The following is an 18,675-nucleotide window of genomic DNA, read 5'->3' on the forward strand; positions in this document are numbered from 1 at the left end:
CATGATTTACGTTGTCGATGATGATGCTGCAGTGCTCAGCTCACTGCAGGCCCTGTTCAGTGCTCACAACTATCAGGTGCAGTGCTATCCTTCCGCAGAACAGTTCTTGCGGGAGATCTCGATCAATCGCCGCGGCTGCGTCGTTACCGACGTCGCCATGCCTGGCATGAGCGGCGTGGAACTGGTGCGCCGCCTGTACGAAGGTAAGAGCCCGCTCTCGATTGTCGTGGTTACCGGCGTGGCGACCGTGCCGATGGCGGTGGGCCTGATGGAGTACGGCGCGTTCACATTGCTCGAGAAGCCTTACGACTCGCAGAAGTTGCTGCAGGCCGTCGATCGTGGTTTGAAGATCAGCGACGAGCAGTGCGAACAGTCGCAGCGCGAACAAGACATTCAACGGCGACTGAGCCAGTTGACCGAAGAAGAACGCAACGTGATGGATCGCTTGTTGGCCGATAAGCCGAACAAATCCATTTCATCTGAGTTGCACTTGAGCTTGCGCACCGTCGACCGCCGCCGGCAGTCGGTTTTGGAAAAGCTCGGCGTGGGTTCGGTGCCGGAAATGGCGCTGCTGCTCGGACCGCTGCGAAGCGTTGAAGTGAGCCGGCAGCGAACGCCCGCGCAGTAGTACCAGCGCAGGAACGCTATTCGGCCTTGGCCTTTTCGCGCGGCTGATAGGCGCTGCTGTCGACCAGCATGTAGCCGCCCCAGAAAAACGGATGCTCGGGCTTGAATTCATCGAGCGTCGCTGGAGCGCGCAGACGAACTTCTTCCCGCGGATCGAGCGAAGTTCCGCGGAGCAGCGTAATGCTGCGGCGCTGCGCAGCCGAAGGCTGCAGGTGCGGCAACTCCTGGGCATATTCGCGCACAAAGTCGCCGGTCGTTCGGCCACCTACGCGCCAACGCGACAGTAATATCGAGCGCCCGCCCGAAGCCATCAGGCCGCAAATCGACATGAACATTTCCTCGCCAGTGCCGCCCTTCTTCAGGCCATACTCCGTCGCCGTGTGAAACGTCGGCAGCACGAGCTGCTCGGGGCAACCCCACGGCAGCATCATCCAATCGCTGAGCGAGCCACCGGGCTTTCCCTTGTCGAGCTGCAACGGCGACCAGCCGAAGGGAAGCTTATCGCCGTCTTCCATGTCGGTCAGCATCACCAGCCGATCGAATTGCGTGCCGAGCAATCCGCCCGGCGCGGGCATCGTTTCCTGCAGTACTGTGGAGCCGGGGAGCGCGCCGGCTAGCTGATCGGCAACTCCCTTGGCGAGGCCTTCGTCATCGCGGGGTAGCATTTTTCCGGCGATGATCGCCGTCCGTGACAGTGGCTTGGCGGGGCGTTTGTCGCCACCGACCAGCGACATCGTCGGCGCATAGCGAATGTTCAATTGCGTGATGAGCGGGGCACCATCGGCACTGCCTGGCATCGGCAACGCTTCGAAGGGGACATACCACAAGAAGCTGTCGGGAACGATGATCAGCTCTTTGTACTTGGCCCAGTCTTCGGGCCGCGCATTGTTGCTGAGCTTCTTCAGAATCGACGCAGCGGGCGTTTTCCAAGCTTCCGACTGCAGGTCTTCGATCGACACCGGCTGGTTACGGTCATGCAAGCCGAGCTTTTTGAGCATGTCGACCAGTTCCACTCGCAGCTTGGGTGCATCGAGCGTGAAGTACACATACTGCGAACTTGTGAAAGCAAAGGCGTGCAGATTGCGCGACGTTTGAAAAAACGCCAGCACCAGACTCCCTTCTTTGATGCCGCTTTGCATTTCCTTCACCGTCCGCAGCGGCGGAAAGGGCTGATCGGCGGCGACTCGCGCGAGCGCAATTTGGTTCAGCAACGCTTCTTGCCCACTGCTAGTGGTCCCCAGCTTTTGATAGAGCTCGGCGACTTGTTTTTTTCCCGCATCATCCGGAGGCACCAACGGCAGTTGTTCCAATGCCGCCCGCGCCGCTGCCGCCTGCGTGTTCAAGTCGGCGTAAGGGCCGAAGCGGTTCAGCAAGTCCTGCTTTTGCAGCACGGCTGCGTCATCGAGTAGTTCTTTGGGCGCTTGCAACACCCACCGCAGCGCGAGTAACCGGCCACCGAGGGGCAACGTGGCGTGAAACCGATGCCGACGAATACGATCGGCAATTTCCAACGCTTTTTCGGGCTCTTTGCGGGCGAGCGCCAATTCGAACCAATGCTCCATCGGCAGTGGATGGGGCACCGATTGGATCGCCATGACTTCGAGCGGATCGAGCTTCCAATCGCGCGGTCGCGGTTCGCGCAGCACCGTGGCATACAACGCATCGGCTAGGCGCTCGGTCACGTTGCCATTGAGAAACATGTTGTCGGCCAGAGCGATTTGAAACAAACCGTGCGAGGCCTTCTTCTGATAATTGAGGGCTGCGATCAACGATTCGCCGCCGCCCCGCCCGTTCCCTTGAGCAAGAGCAATCCGAGCGGCTTGGTAGTTCACCCGGCTGCCGAGCGTGCCGTTCGCCGCTTCAGCCCGGCCGAGCGCGCTTTTGGCCAAGCCCAGCGTGTTCGCAGCGCCGCTGAGATCGCCCGTGGCGGCCAGATTTTCGGCGAGCCCGGTGAAGAGCGTGACCTGCATCGTGCGCAGGCGTTTTTGTTTTGCCCACGCTGCGGCAGGAACGGCTGGCGCGAAAACTCCTTGTTGACCAGAGATCAAAAACGTCTGCTGGGCGCCGCGGAAAGCTTCCTCCATGAAGTCGAAGCGATCGAACCAGGCCGCGGAATATGTCGCCTCGAGGAACGAGGCATACGCGACGTCGTACTTCTCCGCATCAAAGGCAATCTTGCCGAGCTCAATCAGGGCCAGGGCAGAGAGGGGATGATCGTACACACCGCCGGCCAGCAATCCGCGCTGCAGTGCCGGAATCGCTTGCATCGGCTTATTGGCCGCGTTGAGCGCGAGTCCATATTGAATTTCAACAAAGCACTGCGACCAGTGATTCGGCGCAGCGGGCAAGCGCGAGAGTTCTGTGACCAGTTGCGAAGTGAGCGGATCGAGCTCGCAAGTCGGTCCCATGATTTCGCCACGACGGCGAATGCTAAGCGCGATGCAACGGCAGATCTCAATCACATTCACCGGCCGCAACGACGGCGGCGCAACCACGCCGCCCTGCGAAGCCACGGCGGCGTTGTCGAGCCGGCCTTGCAGCACTTGATATCGTTCCTGGAACTTGCCGATCTTCATGCCGCGCGTCGAAGCAGCGCCCCAGGTGATGGTGACGCGCGGATTGTTTTCGGGATCGACACCCGGCGGAAACTCGGCTCGTAGCATCCAATCGCGATTGGCGAGAAACAACTTGCAAGCAATGTTATGTTGCTCGAGAGCGCCGGCGAGATCACCCATTTGATACAGCGACTCGCCGACCATGGTGTGATAACAGCAGGAGTCGACCCACCGCCCGTCGACGCTGGCGAGTGCGCCACGACCCGATTCCCGAAAGGCTCGCACGCTCGACTGATAGTCGCCGTCGTAGTAGCCGCCGAACATCATGAAGAACGAATCGTTCGGAATCGTGCGCGTGCCCATCCCTTGGGCCAGCGTGGTCCGGCCGGCCAGCAGCGCCGCAGTGAACACGAGCGCGCAGGCCAGAATGCAACTCAACCGCCGATAGCTGCAGCATTTCATCGCAAGATTCTCTGTTCGGACAGGGCCTATGGGAGGAGGCCAGTCGAAATGTTCCGTCTTTGATTGTACGTCAGCGGGCAAGCCCGCGACCATTACCAAACGGAATGTGCGAAAAATGCGGGTTGCAAGGATGACACAACCGTGGCGCAGCGACGATTTGTCCGGTCTCCACTTACAACCCCTACGAAACTACGTTTCGGCAACGCTTAGTGCCCGTGTCCTAGTGATCATGGCCATGCGCCCCGAGTGCGACCTTGCCGCTGTAGCGTTGGCCGGCGATGTTCACATTGAGATTGCCGGTGGTTTTCGGGTTTTCCAGGGCTTCCAAGATCTTTTCATCGACGAGCGTGAAGCGCGAAGACTCTCCTTCTTTCTCTCCATCCTGCGGCGCGGCCGTGAGCTTGGCTTGCGTCGGCGTGCCGTCGATCACCAGATTGAGATCGATCTCTTTGTCGGCGCTCATCACTGGCGTCTTGGCGTCTTTGCCGAGCAAATAAACGGTGACGGTCTTCGAGGCATCGTCGTGCGTCAGTTCGCCGTGGTATTCCTCATTGACGCCTAACTCGATCAAGTGCCCCTTGTGCGGCCCTTCGCTGGCATGCTCATGCGCATGCTCTTCGACCTTGGCCGGAGCCTTCGCGGGCTCCGAGCCACAGCCGACGGTGAGCAGTGCAAATGCAACCAGAGACAACAGACCAATCCAATTGCGAACCATTTTCATTTCCTTCTAAAAACAAAACTTTCAACGCGTAAAGCGAACTAGACATGTTCGAGTTCGTCGACATGCTCGTCGCGCAAGTGCTGTTCCGCCTCCGTCCGGCCGAAGCACCAGAAGAGCGCGGGGTGCACGAAAAAGTCGAGCAATGTCGAACTAATCAACCCGCCGAAGATCACAGTCGCGACGGGATACAAAATTTCTTTACCGGGTTCACCGGCGGCCAGCACGAGCGGAATGAGCGCGATGCCCGCCGTCAGCGCGGTCATCAGCATCGGCGCTAGTCGCTCCTTGCCGGCGCGCTCGATCATCTCGGGCGTGAATTGCTCCCCTTCGTGCTTCACCAAGTGCAAGTAATGCGCAATGAGCAAAATGCCGTTGCGCGAGGCAATGCCCGAGAGCGAAATGAAACCGACCATGCTGGCCACGGTGAGCGATTGACGCGTGAGCACCAGCGCCGCGACCGCGCCGATGGCTGCCATCGGCAAGGCCGAGAGAACCTGCAACGCGAGATTCGTCGAGCCGAACAGCGTGTAGAGCGCGAGGAACATCGCGGCGAGCGAAATGAGCCCCAGCAGGCCGATGATTCGAGTCGCGTTTTGTTGGCTCTCGAACTGTCCGCCGTATTCGACGACATAGCCGAGCGGCAATCGGGCTTGAATTGGTGCGAGCCGTTTTTGAATGTCGGTCACCACGCTGTTCAAGTCGCGGCCAGCCGTGTTGCATTGAATGATGATCCGCCGCCGGACGTTTTCGCGATTGATCGTGTTCGGGCCGCTGCTCTTGCGAATGAACGCAACCTGGTCCAACTGAATCCGACCTCCCGCCGGCAGATTGAGCGACAGTCGCTCGATTTGATTGATGTCTTGCCGATGTTTTTCATCCAGCCGGACGACGAGGTCAAACTTCCGCTCGCCTAAAAGAATCTCCGAAACCGTCCGGCCATTCAGCGCGGTCTCGATAAACTCGTTGACATAGCCCGAGGTCAGGCCGTAGTGCGCAAGTCGATCGCGGCGCAGTTGGATTTGCAGCTGAGGAATCTCCACCTGCTGCTCGACCATCAGATCTTTTACGCCCTCGATGCCGTTCATGGCGGCTTCCATTTCCTTGGCAGTGCGGCGGAGAACTTCGAGGTCTTCGCCATACAGCTTGATGCCGACTTGCGCCTTCACGCCCGAGAGCATGTGCGAAATCAAGTGCTGCAGCGGTTGCTCGACGGCGACAACCACGCCGGGAACCTGTGTAAGCTCCTCGCGCAGTTCGGCGAGGACTTCTTCGCGATCGCGATGAATATTCGGATCGAAACTGACAATGATTTCCGATTGATTCACCCCTTCGGCATGTTCGTCGAGTTCCGCGCGGCCCGTGCGCCGACCCCAACTTTTTACCCCTTTCACCGCACCGATCCGTTGATCGACCATGTGGGCGATGCGGTTCGATTCGGTGAGCGACGTGCCGGGCGGCAGGATCACATTGACCTGCACGCTCCCCTCGTTGAACGGCGGCAAAAAGTCGCGGCCGAGTTGCGTGACCGTGACCAGGCTGATGCCCACTGCAATCGCCACGACGGTGAGAATCGGCCAGGGGTGCCGCACGCTGACACGAATCGCCGCGCCGGCGATCTCCTTCAAAAACTTCAGCAGGAAGCCGTCCTCCTCGTGCTCCATAAACTTCGCTTGCGGCAGCAACCAGTACGACAGCACCGGCGTGACCGTCAGCGAAACAAACAGCGAAGCGATGATCGACACGATGTAAGCCACGCCGAGCGGCGTGAAGAGGCGGCCTTCCATGCCGCCGAGCGCAAACAGCGGCACGAAGACGAGCACGACCAGGATCGTGCTGAAAACGATCGAGTTGCGCACTTCGCTGCTCGCTTCGTAAACAACCACGAGCGCCGATTTCGGGTTCGCCGCGTGTTTGTTTTCGCGCAGGCGGCGGAAGATGTTTTCGACGTCGACGATTGCGTCATCGACCAATTCTCCAATCGCCACGGCCAGGCCGCCGAGAGTCATGGTGTTGATCGACAGACCAAACCACTTGAAGATCAGTGCAGTGACGACAATCGAGAGGGGAATTGCTGTGAGGGTGATGAACGTGGTGCGGAAATTAAGCAGAAAAAGAAAGAGAACGATCACCACCAAGCCACCGCCGAGCACGAGGGCTTCGACGACGTTGTAAATGCTCAGATCGATGAATTTTTTCTGCGAATAGACATCGGCGTTGATGCGAAAGTCCTGCGGCAGCGACGGCTTTAAATCGGCAATCGCTTTGAGCACGTTGTCGGTGAGTTTGCGAGTGTCTGCGCCGGGCTGTTTGGCCACGATGATCATCACGGCCGGCTTGGCATCGACGGCGGCTTCACCCCGCTTGGCTTGGGCTGCTTCTCGAATCGTCGCCACCTGACCGAGCAGCACCGAGCGATCGTTCGAGGTTTTCACCACGACCTGTTCCAGCTCGCGCGTGTCGCGCAAACGGCCCATCGAGCGGACGAGGAGTTCGGAACCACTTTGCTCCAGATAGCCGCCCGTCGCGTTGTCGTTGCTACCGGAAACTGCTTGCTCGATGTCGTGCAACGATATGTCGTACTTCAGCATCGCATCGGGATCGGCGAGCACTTGAAATTGCTTGCGGCCGCCACCCATCGTCACGACTTGGGCCACGCCCGGCACCGTCAACAGTCGTTGGCGAATGACCCAATCGGTGATCGTGCGAACTTCGATTGGATTCGTCGCGTTCCCCTCGCTCGTGACGCCGATCACCAGCACTTGCCCCATGATCGATGAAATGGGAGTGAGCTGCGGCGACACGCCTCCCGGCAAGCGATCGCTAGCGACCGCAATTTTCTCGGCGACAATTTGCCGATCGATAAAAATATCGGTGCCCCAGGCAAACTCGACGTGAATGATCGACAAGCCGACGCCTGACGAGCTGCGCACCGCCTGCACGCCGGTCGCGCCGTTGAGCGACGATTCGAGCGGCACGGTCACTAGCGACTCGACCTCCTCCGGCGCGAGACCGGGGCATTCGGTCATCACCGTCACGCGCGGACGATTGAGATCGGGAAAGACATCGATCGGCAACAGAAACAGTTCGTACCCGCCGTAAACCGTCACCACCAGCGCGAGCGCGATGGTGATGGTTCGATAGCGGAGAGCGAGTTTGATGATGGAGTTAAGCATGGAGGGCTATTTCGCCGCGGCCTTCTTTTCGAGGAGCAGATCGGCCTGGGCTCGCAGTTTCATGGCTTGGGCACTACGTAAATCGGCAGTCGAAATCAGACCGGCGTCGTGGCGAGTTTTCGCGCTGAGCTCCAGTGTTTCGGCATGCTTCAGCAAGGTTTCGCGGGCTTGGATTCGCTCTGCGGGAGTGCTGGCCAGTTCCAACTCGGCTTCGACCACTTGGCGATTGGCATGAATCAATCGCTCCAGGGTTCCACGGCCGGTGTCGTAGAGCTCTTTCTCGGCATTCGCGCAGTAGCGCAAATGCTCGAGTCGTTCGCGGAGAAGTTTTGCCACGTCGGCAGGCAAACTCGACGCGGGAGCGGCGGGGGACTGCAGCGCGCCGAAGGAAAAAACAGCGGCGAGCAGAAAAACAATCAGACAGGCACGGAACATGTCGAACTCCTACGGAGAGAGGGACGAACCGAACACGTTGTTGGCTAATGGCTGTGCCCGGCGTGCGGATCGGGCGCACCGCCGGATTTGTTTTTAATCGCCACTTGCAACTGCTGAGCTGCCGTCAGAGCAACACGATCGCCAGGAAAGAGCGCGCCATCGTTGGCAATCACGGCGTGCCGTTGGTCACGATATTCCACGTGTACGCTGCGGCGTTCCCATTGCTTGCCGTTGGGTGTGAAGACATAGGTCTCGGTGGCATCTTGCGCGACGGCATCGATGGGAAGCACAATGCGATTCGGCAGCGTTTCGACGGGAATTTCCAGTTGCACACGCTGACCCGGGCGATACTTCCAGGCGAAGAAGCGTTTGCCGTTTTCCAAGTGCTGATCCCGCTGCGCAACGTTCGGCAGCGTGACATAAAAATCGAGCGTCCGCTTCGCTGGATCGACCTTTGTCGCGAGATACAAAATGTGCAGATCCTTCACGACTTCGCTGCGGGCGCTTTCGTTCTCGAGAATTGCGGTCACGGGTTCTCGTTTATCAACGACGCGGCTGATATCGGCGACATCGCGCTCAAAGGCTTCCCCTTCGATGTAGAGCTCGGCGTGATCGGCGAGAATCGCCAGCGTAGCGCCGGCTTCGACCTGCTGCCCTTGCGCGATCTTGATGCTCTGCACCTGAAAGACGGCGTCGTCGGGAGTCTTGCTGCCGTCCTCGGTGACGTCGGGAACGGTCACGGTGAGATCCTTGAAGAGCTCCCGTTTGGTGAGGATGGCGAGGACTTGCTCTTCGTTCAAACCGTGCAACAGCAACGCTTGCCGTTTGGAACGGACGACTCCTTCCTTCTTTTCACGCTCATATTTTTGTTCGAGCAATCGCTTGCCCGCGATCGCCCCTTCGGAAGCCAGTTTTTCCAGCCGGGCAATTTCCTTGTCGATGATTTCGAGTTCGCCGGCCGCCGAGAGAAGATCGGCCTGCGATTGCACGAGCTCTTCGTGGGTCAGGCGGAGATCGAACAATCGTTTGCCCGCGGCGAGCGCTTCGCCTTCGATGGGATAGATTCGCGTGATAATGCCCGTCAGCGGCGACGTCACTTCGACAATCGACCGGCCAGGCCGTTCGACCACCATGCCGGGAATGGTGATGGTGCGCGTGAACGACTGCAACTTGATCGGCTGAATCAGGTCGTCGGTCAGGCCGATGTTTCTGCGCGCCTGCGGACTCAGCTCGATGGAGTTGGGATTGCCGTGCGCTGCATGGCTGGCCTCGTCGTGGCCGGCTGCTCCCTTGGGCTCGGCGGCAGCCGTGCCGCGGACGCGCGCAAGCCATTGCTGCGCTGTCGGCAGCCAAGCCGATTGAAAGACGAAGGCGCCGATGCCGACGGCGACAACGAGAATGATCGCGGCCCAACGAAACGGGGAATTTGTGGACGGATTGAGAGCGGGTGGCTGCGCCATGACGACGCCTTTGCAGCGTGAAGTACGGATCAAGAATGAACGAAGCAAGCGCGCAGTGCGTTGCGTTCGAGAAGAAAAAATCGCAGCCAGAAGGGCTGCTTAGAGACTGAAAATCAGTTCAAAAGTCGGCTCAGCGCAAGATGCCGCCGCAGATGCGGGGAAATCCTCTCTTGCTCGGCCAGATCATGCACAAAAGCGATCACCAGAGTTTCGGCTGGCTGCTGATCGACAATCGCCAACGGCAGCGCGATGTCATGCGCGGCAGGAACCTGAGCCTGGCCGCTCACCACATAAACACACTGCGGATCGGAGCAGGGAATGCTCGGCGCCGAATCCGAATCAGCCGGGGCTTCGTCGTCGTGATCGGCAGCCTGCGAGTGGCTGTGACCACAACAACCAGGCAGATGCACATGATGCCCGGCGCTCTCGTGCTGATGCGAGGTCAATTCTTCCGCGCCATGCGCATGATGCCAGCAACATCCCAGCAACAAGTGCAGGGCGAGGGCAAAAATCGCGATGAGGGTGGTGAAGATGCGCATCTCGGAGTTATTCCTACGCTCGATTGTTGGTCAGAAGCGGCTCTTCGTCAATGTCAGTCGCGGGAGGTATACGCGTTTAAACGGATGAGAAACCAGTATCTCAACCTCCAACCTGCACCGGGCGGATATTAGCCGTCACGGTGTCGCCTTTGCGAAATTTGCTGCGCTGCGACCCGTTGGCGATTTGTCCAACGGCTCGATCCGGGCTCGTGGTGCGAACGATGATTTCTCCGAGCAGCTGATTGCCTCTCGACACCTCCATTCGCTGCGATGCTTTTAAGCCATCGTCTGAGCCGATCGTTATTTCAACCAGATCACCATCGTTCATGGCGATAATCAGGCCCGAGACGCGCACTGCAAGAACGGTTGACTGCGCCGACTCGTACGCCAACAGTCGGTCCGCCAGTTTCGAGCGGTCGATCCACCACCGCGTGGCCACCGCGGCAACGAAGATGAGCCAGAAAAGATCTCGCAGGTTGAATCTCATCACCGCACGATCTCCTAGCGTGCTTCACTGAAAAAAGCCGCAATAGGGTTCGCATCATCAAGTTGGCTTTATAGCATTGGGCTGGAGTAAAACGCTTGACAGCCGGCAGTAGAATGTGTACAAATGAACATTATTTAATCCAGTTAGCCACCAGCTTTAGCCAGTTAATACCCGGTACAAATTTCCAAACCCAGGCAGCGTGTGATCGCCTTGGATTGTTTCCTGCTGCGCACTCAGAAAGGACGACCAATGAGCACCGAAGTCATGGTTCGTCCGTTGCGATTTTCTGCCAGATTGCCGAGGAGATCACAAGCAAGTTGTAGTGATCGCTCTAAGAAACAGTTGTGGAACTGTTGTAAAAGGGCAGAAAGTGTTGTGAGAAAACGAGGGTGCTTTTTCGTAAAGCACGGCCCAGGCAGTGGTTGCGAGGTTCAAGAAATTCGCACCACTGTTGTGAACGTCTGGTTGCGAAATGGAGATTCGCAGCCACGGGGACGACTACTGCTCGCCGGTGTCGAGCACCGCGAGGAAGGCTTTTTGCGGGATGTCGACCTGACCGATCGACTTCATCCGCTTCTTGCCTTCCTTTTGCTTGGCCCACAGTTTCTTCTTGCGGGTGATGTCGCCGCCGTAGCACTTGGCCGTGACGTTTTTGCGCATGGCTGGCTTCGTTTCGCGGGCGACGATCCGGCCGCCGATGGCGGCTTGGATGGCGACCTCGAACATGTGGCGTTCGATTTCTTCCTTCAGTCGCACGCACACGCCGCGGCCGCGGCGCTCGGCGTCGTAGCGATGGCAGATGACCGAGAGGGCATCGACGCGGACGTTGTTGACCAGAATGTCGAGCTTCACGAGATCGGCGGCCTGATAGCCGATCACTTCGTAATCCATCGTGCCGTAGCCGCGGGTGGCGCTCTTCAGCTTGTCGTGCAGATCGTAAATGACTTCGGCCAGCGGAATGTCGTAAACGATCATCGTCCGCTGCGGCGAGAGATACTCCTGCCGCACGAGAATGCCGCGGCGCTCCTGGCAGAGCTTCATCACGTTGCCGATGAACTCGGCTGGTTGGATCAAATTGACGCGCACGATCGGCTGACGGAATTCCTCGATCTGGCCGCTGTCGGGCACATCTTGCGGCTTGTGAATCTGGAAGACCTCGCCGTTCTTATTGAGAATTTCGTAGGTGACGTTCGGCGCCGTTTGCACCAGGTCGATATTCGATTCGAGTTCGAGGCGCTGTTGCACGATTTCCATGTGCAGCAGCCCGAGAAAACCGCAGCGAAAGCCGAAGCCGAGCGCATCGCTCGTTTCGGGCTCGAACTCAAAGCTCGGATCATTCATCGAGAGCTTTTCGAGGGCGTCGCGCAGCTCGGTGAACTCCTGGCCATCGGACGGATACAGCCCGCAATAAACCATCCGCTTCGGCGGTTTGTAGCCTTCGAGCGCCGGGGCCGCGTTGTCGCCAGCGATCGTCACCGTATCTCCGATGTGGACGAGCTTCAGCGATTTGATATTGCAGATGATGTAGCCAACTTCGCCGGCCTGCAGCACATCGCAGGCGGTGCGGTTGGGTGTGAATTGGCCGATTTCGAGCACTTCGTGCGTGCTGTTGGTGCGGAGAAAGCGGATCTTCATGCCGCGCGTGATGCGGCCTTGAATCAAGCGGAGATAAGTGATCGCGCCGCGATAATCGTCGTAGTGCGAGTCGAAAACCATCGCCTGCAGCACAGCTTCGGGATCGCCACTCGGCGGCGGAATGCGTTGGATCAAGGCCGCGCACAAATCGCCGATGCCGACGCCCGTCTTGGCACTGACTTTCAGCGCATCTTTCGAATCGAGCGCCAGCGTTTGTTCCATTTCCATCAGCACTTCATCGATCCGCGCATTGACGAGGTCGATCTTGTTGACGGTGGGGACAATCGTCAGGCCGGAGTTCATCGCCGCAAAGGCATTGGCGAGCGTTTGGGCTTCCACACCCTGGGCTGCGTCGACGACGAGAATCGCCCCTTCGCAGCAAGCCAGCGAGCGCGAAACTTCGTAGTGAAAATCGACGTGCCCGGGCGTATCGATGAGGTTGAGCTCGTACTCCTCCCCTTCGAACTTATACATCATGCGCACAGCGCGGGCTTTGATCGTGATGCCGCGGTCGCGCTCGAGCTGCATGTCGTCGAGAATCTGATCCTTCATCTCGCGCTTGGTGATCGTGCCGGTGAATTCCAGCAGGCGGTCGGCGAGCGTGCTCTTGCCGTGGTCGATGTGAGCCACGATGCAGAAGTTGCGAATGTACTTGCAGGGAATGGCGGGCATAGGTGTTTCAAGTCGTCAGAAGTAGCTGAATTCGCCAGAATTCAGTGCAGTCTGTTGCTGCTGTTGCTGCGGGTACGCAGACGTTTACTGCGAATACGCAGTCTGAATTCTGGCGAATTCAGCTACAGAACGTCGTCAGGCCTTTTTTCGGTGCCAGGCCAAACGGGCGATGCCGGCAGCGCCGATGTAGCCGGCTTCCCCCTCCAACAGCGCAAAATCGATGGTAGTACGCTGGGCGGGAATGGGAAAGGCGTGTTGGCGGACGATCGAGCGAACCTGGCCGATAAATCGCTCCCCCAGCGGATCGCCGGGCCCGCCAAAATTCATCGCCCCGCCCAGCAAAACGGCCCCCGGATCGATGGTGTGCATCAAACTAATCACGCCAAAGCCCAGATAAGTAGCCAATTCGTCGATCAGGTCGAGACAAAACTTGTCCCCCTTCTCGGCCTCCTCGGCGATCATTTTGGGCGTGAGAGGCTGGGCGTCGGAAAGTCGGTTGAGGAGCGAAGTTTTCGGATTTTCGGCCAGCAGGGCTTCGGTGTGTTTGAGCAGGCCCGTCGCACTGCAATAGGCTTCGAGATGGCCCCGTTTGCCGCAGCCGCACATGCGGGCCGTGGGATTGCAATCGATGACAATGTGGCCGCATTCGCTGCCGTGGCTGTTTTCGCCATCGATCGAGAGATCGCCGATGATGATGCCGCCGCCGACGCCCGTGCCCAGCGTGAGGAAGACGATGCTGTGATATTGGGCACCGCGACCGACCCAAAATTCGCCGTACGCGGCCGCATTGGCATCGTTGGCGTACGAGGTCGGCAGGCCCCACACCTGGCTAACGCGGTCGCGGATCGGAAAGTGGTACCAGTGCGGCAGATTGTGCGGTTCCAGCAGCATGCCGCGGGGAATGTCCATCGTCCCCGGCGTGGCTAGGCCGATCGCCGAAAGATCGTTCCGTCCGAGCTCGATGCCCCGCAACATCGCATCGGTCGCGGCCCGGGCGCGCAAAATGGCCGCTTCGGGCCCTTCTTCCTCGAGCGTGGCGACCTTCGTGAGAGCCAGCGTACGGCCGAGATCATCGACGACACCCAGCTTGATATTCGTCCCCCCCACGTCGATGCCGAGGAACAACGGCCATTTGGCCTCCGCTGCCGAAACCGTTTTTACATGCGCCGTCATTGCCAACCGTCCGTGTGGGGGAACAGGAACCGTGCGTCAAAGTATAGAAAGCGAGGGCCAAAGCTGCCACGGGCGGATATGCAGTTCCTGTGCCAAGGAGCGTGGTTAAAGGCTGCTGGCAACTGCGGTTGGAATAGCGATTCAACTCAAATGACTGGGAAGCTTACGACTGTGGTTGCCGCCGACATTTCTGAGAGGCCGATTTCAGCCAAGGCTGCTGCGGGCATGTCGATGCACTGGCTGCCGCTGATTGTCCTGCCAGCCGGCGTGCTGTTGCTGTTTCCAGCGAGCCAACCGCGGTGGGCGATTATGTGGACGCTGTCGGTCGCCGTTTTTGCGGGTTGCAAATGGCTGACCTGGGCGACGGCTTCGCCGACGGACGCCCCTGGGTGGCGGCAGGTCGCATATCTGCTTGCCTGGCCCGGCCTGGATCCCAACGGCTTTCTGCGGAAGCCGGATCTCGCCCGAGTCGCAGCGCCGACGAGCGGCGAATGGTGGTTCGCAGCGAGCAAGGCGGTGGCTGGGTTCGCCCTGGTGTTTTTGGTTGCGCGGCGAGTCCCGACTGCGTCGCCTTATCTAGCTGGCTGGCTCGGCATGGCGGGGATCGTTTTCTGCCTGCACTTTGGCCTGCTGCATTTGCTCTCGTGCGCATGGCGGAGCATCGGCATCGAAGCTAGGCCCCTCATGCATTGGCCGATTGCTGCGATCAGCCTTGCCGACTTTTGGGCGAATCGCTGGAACACTGCCTTTCGCGATCTGACGCATCGCAGTTTGTTCCGCCCTTTGACATTGTTGATTGGAGCACGTGGCGCGCTGCTAATCGGATTCCTCTTCAGCGGAGTCATTCACGACGTCGTCATCTCGGGTTCGGCGGGAGCTGGCTGGGGACTGCCGACGCTGTTTTTTGTGATTCAAGCGACGGGAATATTCTTTGAGCGATCAAAATTGGGAAAGCATTTCGGACTCGCTCGCGGTTGGCGCGGCTGGTTGTTCGCCGCATTGCTGCTGATCGTGCCGGCGCCTCTGCTCTTCACACCCGTGTTCGTCGAGCGCATTGTGCTTCCCTTCCTGCAAGCGATTGGAGCGATATCGTGACTACCGAAACTCTGACCAACCTGATCTTCACCGCCGGCTGGGCTCAGCTGAGCGTACTGGTCGCGTCTGCCCTCGTGCCGATCCGGTTGAACTGGAAAGAGGAGTTCAAGTCGCTGTCGCCGCTCCACCGGCAGATGTATTGGGTTTACGGCGGATATGTCGTGCTCTCGATCATAGCGCTCGGAGTGATCGCGGTCGTCAACTCGCGGGAATTGGCAGGCGGCGGTTTGCTGGCGCGGTCGGTGTGTGCTTACATTGCGACGTTTTGGGGAATTCGCGTCAGTCTGCAGCCGATCCTGCGAGTGAAGGAGCATTTAAAAACCTGGTGGCTGTTCGCCGGTTATCATCTGCTGACTGGCTTCTTCCTGTTTTTCGTCGGCGTCTTTAGCTGGGCCGCTTTTCGGCTCACGTAAGATTCGCCGCCGCTTACATCCGAACGAAGGGACTCAATGGAGGTCTCGTGGACGAGTACACGTACGAAATGGATGAGCTGTGCTTTGAAGAAGTGGGTTTCGTCTCGTTGTGGGTTGGTCAGTCGCTGGTTGAAGACGGTTCGGATTTTCTGCGGGACCAATACCGAGTTGATTTCGCCGATGCGGACTTTCAGGAATGCACAATTCGCGAGCAGGCGCTGCCGCTCGCCGAATTGCTGGTCGCCATCTCGTGGTCGGAGTCATTTCGCGAGGCCGCACTTGCCGGTGCTCAGCAGGCGGGCTTAACGGCAGGCCGCTGGCTCATGGCGCAGTTTGATTTTAAGTACGATCCAGCCGTAGCCGAGTTGCGCGAAATGCCACGCGACCCCGTGTTTATCGGAGCCTTCGAATTCAGCAAAAAGCCTGCGTAAGATTCGCCGCTGTCGCTGGTATACTCCTGAAACCGCCCGCGAACCGCAGGAAGAACGTATGCAACTCGACTATCTCGTCATCGCCCCACATCCCGACGACGCCGAACTCGGCATGGCAGGCGCGATTCTCAAATTCAAAGCCGAAGGCAAAAAGGTCGGCGTGCTCGACCTGACCAGCGGTGAGCCGACGCCGCATGGCTCGCTAGAAATACGTGCGAAAGAAACGGCGGCGGCGACGGAAATTCTCGGTCTCGATTGGCGGGGAAATCTCGGCCTGCCGAATCGAAGTTTGGAGCCCACGCTGGAAGCGCGCGCAAAGCTAGCCGGAGTCATTCGTCAGTTGCGGCCGAAGTGGCTGTTCGCGCCCTACTGGGTCGATGCCCATCCCGATCACGTTGCGGCGACGCAGCTGATCGAGGCGGCCCGCTTCTGGGCCAAGCTGAGCAAGACCGACATGCCAGGCGAGCCGTTTCATCCGCAGCGGATTTTCAACTACTACTGCGTCCATCTGAAGCAAGCCGCTCAACCTGCGTTCATTCTCGACATCAGCGAATTCTGGGAAAAGAAACTGGCCTCGATCCGCTGCTACGAAAGCCAGTTCATCACCGGCCGCTCGACCGAACCGCCGACATTCATCGACGCGTTGCGCGATGAAGCAGCCTACTGGGGCAAAACCATCGGCACGAAATACGGCGAACCATTTGCGGCCCGCGAACCTCTGGGTGTGAAAGGCATGGCGGAATTTATTTAGTTGGAGTTCTGCTTTTGGCTGGCTGCACTGCGACGAACTATTCCATCAGTTCCTTGAGCATGATGTCCCGTCGCAACAGAAACGCCCGTGTCACTTTGTAGTGCTCCGTGTCTTCGTAGGCGATCGATTCGATGCCGCGTTCACCGAAGTGGTAGATGTGCGCGTCGGGATAGGCGAGCACGATCGGCGAATGGGTGGCGATGATGAATTGCGAGCCGCGCTGAACCAGTTCGTGTAAGGCAGCGAGAAATGCGAGTTGCCGTTGCGGCGAGAGGGCTGCCTCGGGTTCGTCGAGCAGGTACAGACCGTTGCCGCCGAACCGGCTGGTCATCAAGTTCATAAAGGCTTCGCCGTGCGACTGCTGATGATACGACAGGGCCTGGCTGAACGGGCCCGCGGCGTTTGAGCCGACGTCGTCCAGGTAGCTGGCGAGGTTATAGAAACTCTCGGCGCGCACGAAGTAACTATCGCTGCGTGCGAGACGCTTGCCGCCGCCGCGGTTCAGCTCGATGTTCTTCCACAGCTCGTCGTCGTGCGAATCGCGGGTTTTGAACTGAGCATGCCGCCGTGAACCTCCCTCGGCATTGAACCCCTCGGCAAGCGCGATGGCTTCGAGGAGTGTCGACTTGCCGGCGCCGTTCTCGCCGACGAAAAAAGTGACGCGCGGATGAAACTGCAACGACTGCAGTTGGCGGATCGTGGGGATCGCGTAGGGAAAGACGTCGAACGACGAGACTGAACCCCGCCGCAATGCGATGCCGTGCAGAAATCGGGGCTCGTTTTCCCAGGCCATTCCGATTCCCGCGGTTAGGACTTGAGGAATGCTTCGAGTTGCCGCACTTGCTCGCGCAACCGAGCGACGTCGGCTTGCAGTTCGGTGACTTCCACGCGGAGTTCGGCGAAGTCATCGGCAGTCACGCCGCGAACTTGCGGAACGGTAGGTGCGGCCGGAGCGGCGGCAACTGGCGAGGAAGTGACGGGACGGGGAGCGGCCGGCGCCGGACGATCGTCTTCGTACGAACGTTCAGGGGCCACGTGGTTCTTGTACTGAGCGCGGAGTTCAACGATCTCGCGCTCTTTGTACAAATTGTGCGACACAATCTGGCCACGACCCGGCGGCGATAGTTCGACCATCAGGTTCTTCTTCAGCAGGCCGTCGACGATGTTCTTCAGCGCACCCTGATCGGCGATCGGCTCCATGCGGGCAGCGCGGGCTCGCAAGTCGCCGAGCGTTTGTTCGCCACGCAGGAGAAGCTCGGTCATGACCGAGATCTCATACTTGTCGACGCTCAGCCATTCATAAGCGTGGTGCCGGTACTTGGCGACGCGGCCACTCCCTTGCACTTCGGTCACCGCGTTGATGGCTCGCAGTTCATCGAGAATCTGCTCGACATCTTCGGGCGAGAGGGTCATCAGCGGTTCGCGATTACTTTTCTGGTTGCAACCGGTGACGATGCCGTTGAGCGTCATCGGATAGGCATCGGGCGTGGTCTTCGCTTTTTCAACCAGCACGCCAAAGACCCGCCGCTGACGCGAGTTCATCGGCTGCCATTGAGGTTTGTTCTCGGTATCGGACATGGGGAGGCTTTCTATCTCGTTTTGTTACTTGGCTTTTTCAAATCCGTCAGCAATCAGCCGTTGATATCCCGACTTGAGCGGCCGCACATCAAAGCCTTCGGCCTTCAGAAGTTCTGCGCAGCTGAGCGCGCGGTAGCCGGCTTTGCAGTGCGTATAGATGATTTTGTTCTTGTCGAGCTTCTTGATCAGCTCAGCCCGCTTCGTGGCGTTTTCGAGTTGGGTAGTCGGCAGATGGATGGCGCCATCGAGATGCCCGAGGTCCCATTCGTCGGGTTCGCGAACGTCCACCATCACGGCTTTGCCCGCCTTGAGGTTTTCTTTGATTGTGTCGATTGAGTCTTGGGAATGAGTGAGCTTTTGAGCAAAAAGTGGAAGTGAGAATGTCAGAGCGAGTACTAAGGCGATGAAGTATTTCATGGGATTTTCCCTGGGTTTGTATTTGTTCCCTCGCCACGTCACGGGGAGAGG

The 18,675-nt window shown here is 58.9% G+C and carries 17 protein-coding genes; 5 read left to right on the forward strand and 12 right to left on the reverse strand.

The genetic code is table 11. The annotated features are described in order from the left end of the window. The first annotated feature begins 1 nt into the window (after position 1). Complete coding sequence (locus tag M9Q49_RS11650) at positions 2-628, forward strand: response regulator transcription factor (protein ID WP_254508917.1); 627 nt, start codon at positions 2-4, stop codon at positions 626-628. 16 nt (positions 629-644) lie between these two features. Here M9Q49_RS11650 and M9Q49_RS11655 read toward each other — a convergent pair whose 3' ends face one another. The 9 genes from M9Q49_RS11655 to M9Q49_RS11695 all read right to left on the reverse strand — a co-directional run bounded on the left by M9Q49_RS11655 (position 645) and on the right by M9Q49_RS11695 (position 13,939). Continuing rightward, positions 645-3,644, reverse strand: a complete 3,000-nt coding sequence (locus tag M9Q49_RS11655; protein ID WP_254508918.1) for a CHAT domain-containing protein — start codon at positions 3,642-3,644, stop codon at positions 645-647. Positions 3,645-3,864: 220 nt separating this feature from the next. Beyond that, on the reverse strand, positions 3,865-4,359 hold the full coding sequence (locus M9Q49_RS11660) for a hypothetical protein (protein WP_254508919.1): 495 nt from the start codon (positions 4,357-4,359) through the stop codon (positions 3,865-3,867). A gap of 44 nt (positions 4,360-4,403) precedes the next feature. Further along, entirely contained in the window at positions 4,404-7,538 is a 3,135-nt protein-coding gene (locus M9Q49_RS11665; RefSeq protein ID WP_254508920.1) for an efflux RND transporter permease subunit, read from the reverse strand. A gap of 6 nt (positions 7,539-7,544) precedes the next feature. Next, positions 7,545-7,973: a hypothetical protein gene (locus M9Q49_RS11670; protein WP_254508921.1), complete on the reverse strand. Its 429-nt coding sequence runs from the start codon at positions 7,971-7,973 to the stop codon at positions 7,545-7,547. A gap of 44 nt (positions 7,974-8,017) precedes the next feature. Then, positions 8,018-9,433 (reverse strand): efflux RND transporter periplasmic adaptor subunit, encoded by a 1,416-nt coding sequence (locus M9Q49_RS11675; RefSeq protein ID WP_254508922.1) that lies wholly within the window; start codon positions 9,431-9,433, stop codon positions 8,018-8,020. 113 nt (positions 9,434-9,546) lie between these two features. Next, complete coding sequence (locus M9Q49_RS11680; RefSeq protein ID WP_254508923.1) at positions 9,547-9,972, reverse strand: hypothetical protein; 426 nt, start codon at positions 9,970-9,972, stop codon at positions 9,547-9,549. Positions 9,973-10,072: 100 nt separating this feature from the next. Continuing rightward, a complete protein-coding gene (locus M9Q49_RS11685) occupies positions 10,073-10,459 on the reverse strand; it encodes a hypothetical protein (protein ID WP_254508924.1) in 387 nt (128 codons plus the stop codon). Positions 10,460-10,957: 498 nt separating this feature from the next. After that, complete coding sequence (gene lepA, locus M9Q49_RS11690; protein ID WP_254508925.1) at positions 10,958-12,766, reverse strand: translation elongation factor 4; 1,809 nt, start codon at positions 12,764-12,766, stop codon at positions 10,958-10,960. Positions 12,767-12,901: 135 nt separating this feature from the next. Beyond that, the gene (locus M9Q49_RS11695) at positions 12,902-13,939 is read right to left on the reverse strand and encodes an ROK family protein (RefSeq protein WP_254508926.1); all 1,038 of its coding nucleotides are present in this window, start codon (positions 13,937-13,939) and stop codon (positions 12,902-12,904) included. Between the two features lie 150 nt (positions 13,940-14,089). Between M9Q49_RS11695 and M9Q49_RS11700 the strand changes: the two genes are divergently transcribed. The 4 genes from M9Q49_RS11700 to bshB1 are packed head-to-tail and all read left to right on the forward strand — an operon-like array spanning position 14,090 to position 16,629. Further along, the gene (locus M9Q49_RS11700; RefSeq protein WP_254508927.1) at positions 14,090-15,034 is read left to right on the forward strand and encodes an MBOAT family protein; all 945 of its coding nucleotides are present in this window, start codon (positions 14,090-14,092) and stop codon (positions 15,032-15,034) included. Next, the gene (locus M9Q49_RS11705; protein WP_254508928.1) at positions 15,031-15,447 is read left to right on the forward strand and encodes a hypothetical protein; all 417 of its coding nucleotides are present in this window, start codon (positions 15,031-15,033) and stop codon (positions 15,445-15,447) included. Before M9Q49_RS11700 ends, M9Q49_RS11705 begins: the two co-directional genes overlap by 4 nt. 47 nt (positions 15,448-15,494) lie before the next feature. Then, on the forward strand, positions 15,495-15,878 hold the full coding sequence (locus tag M9Q49_RS11710) for a hypothetical protein (protein ID WP_254508929.1): 384 nt from the start codon (positions 15,495-15,497) through the stop codon (positions 15,876-15,878). 58 nt (positions 15,879-15,936) lie between these two features. Beyond that, positions 15,937-16,629 carry a bacillithiol biosynthesis deacetylase BshB1 gene (gene bshB1 / locus M9Q49_RS11715; RefSeq protein WP_254508930.1) on the forward strand — a complete coding sequence of 231 codons (693 nt, stop codon included), beginning with the start codon at positions 15,937-15,939 and terminating at the stop codon, positions 16,627-16,629. 37 nt (positions 16,630-16,666) lie between these two features. Here bshB1 and M9Q49_RS11720 read toward each other — a convergent pair whose 3' ends face one another. From M9Q49_RS11720 to M9Q49_RS11730, 3 genes are read right to left on the reverse strand one after another with little or no spacing between them, the layout of a single operon-like run. Beyond that, on the reverse strand, positions 16,667-17,422 hold the full coding sequence (locus M9Q49_RS11720; RefSeq protein ID WP_254508931.1) for an AAA family ATPase: 756 nt from the start codon (positions 17,420-17,422) through the stop codon (positions 16,667-16,669). Positions 17,423-17,436: 14 nt separating this feature from the next. Next, positions 17,437-18,207: a DUF480 domain-containing protein gene (locus M9Q49_RS11725; RefSeq protein ID WP_254508932.1), complete on the reverse strand. Its 771-nt coding sequence runs from the start codon at positions 18,205-18,207 to the stop codon at positions 17,437-17,439. Positions 18,208-18,231: 24 nt separating this feature from the next. Then, positions 18,232-18,624 carry a rhodanese-like domain-containing protein gene (locus M9Q49_RS11730; protein ID WP_254508933.1) on the reverse strand — a complete coding sequence of 131 codons (393 nt, stop codon included), beginning with the start codon at positions 18,622-18,624 and terminating at the stop codon, positions 18,232-18,234. Positions 18,625-18,675: the final 51 nt, after the last annotated feature.

The sequence above is a fragment of the Anatilimnocola floriformis genome (genome assembly GCF_024256385.1).
In the GTDB taxonomy this organism is placed as follows: Bacteria; Planctomycetota; Planctomycetia; order Pirellulales; family Pirellulaceae; genus Anatilimnocola; species Anatilimnocola floriformis.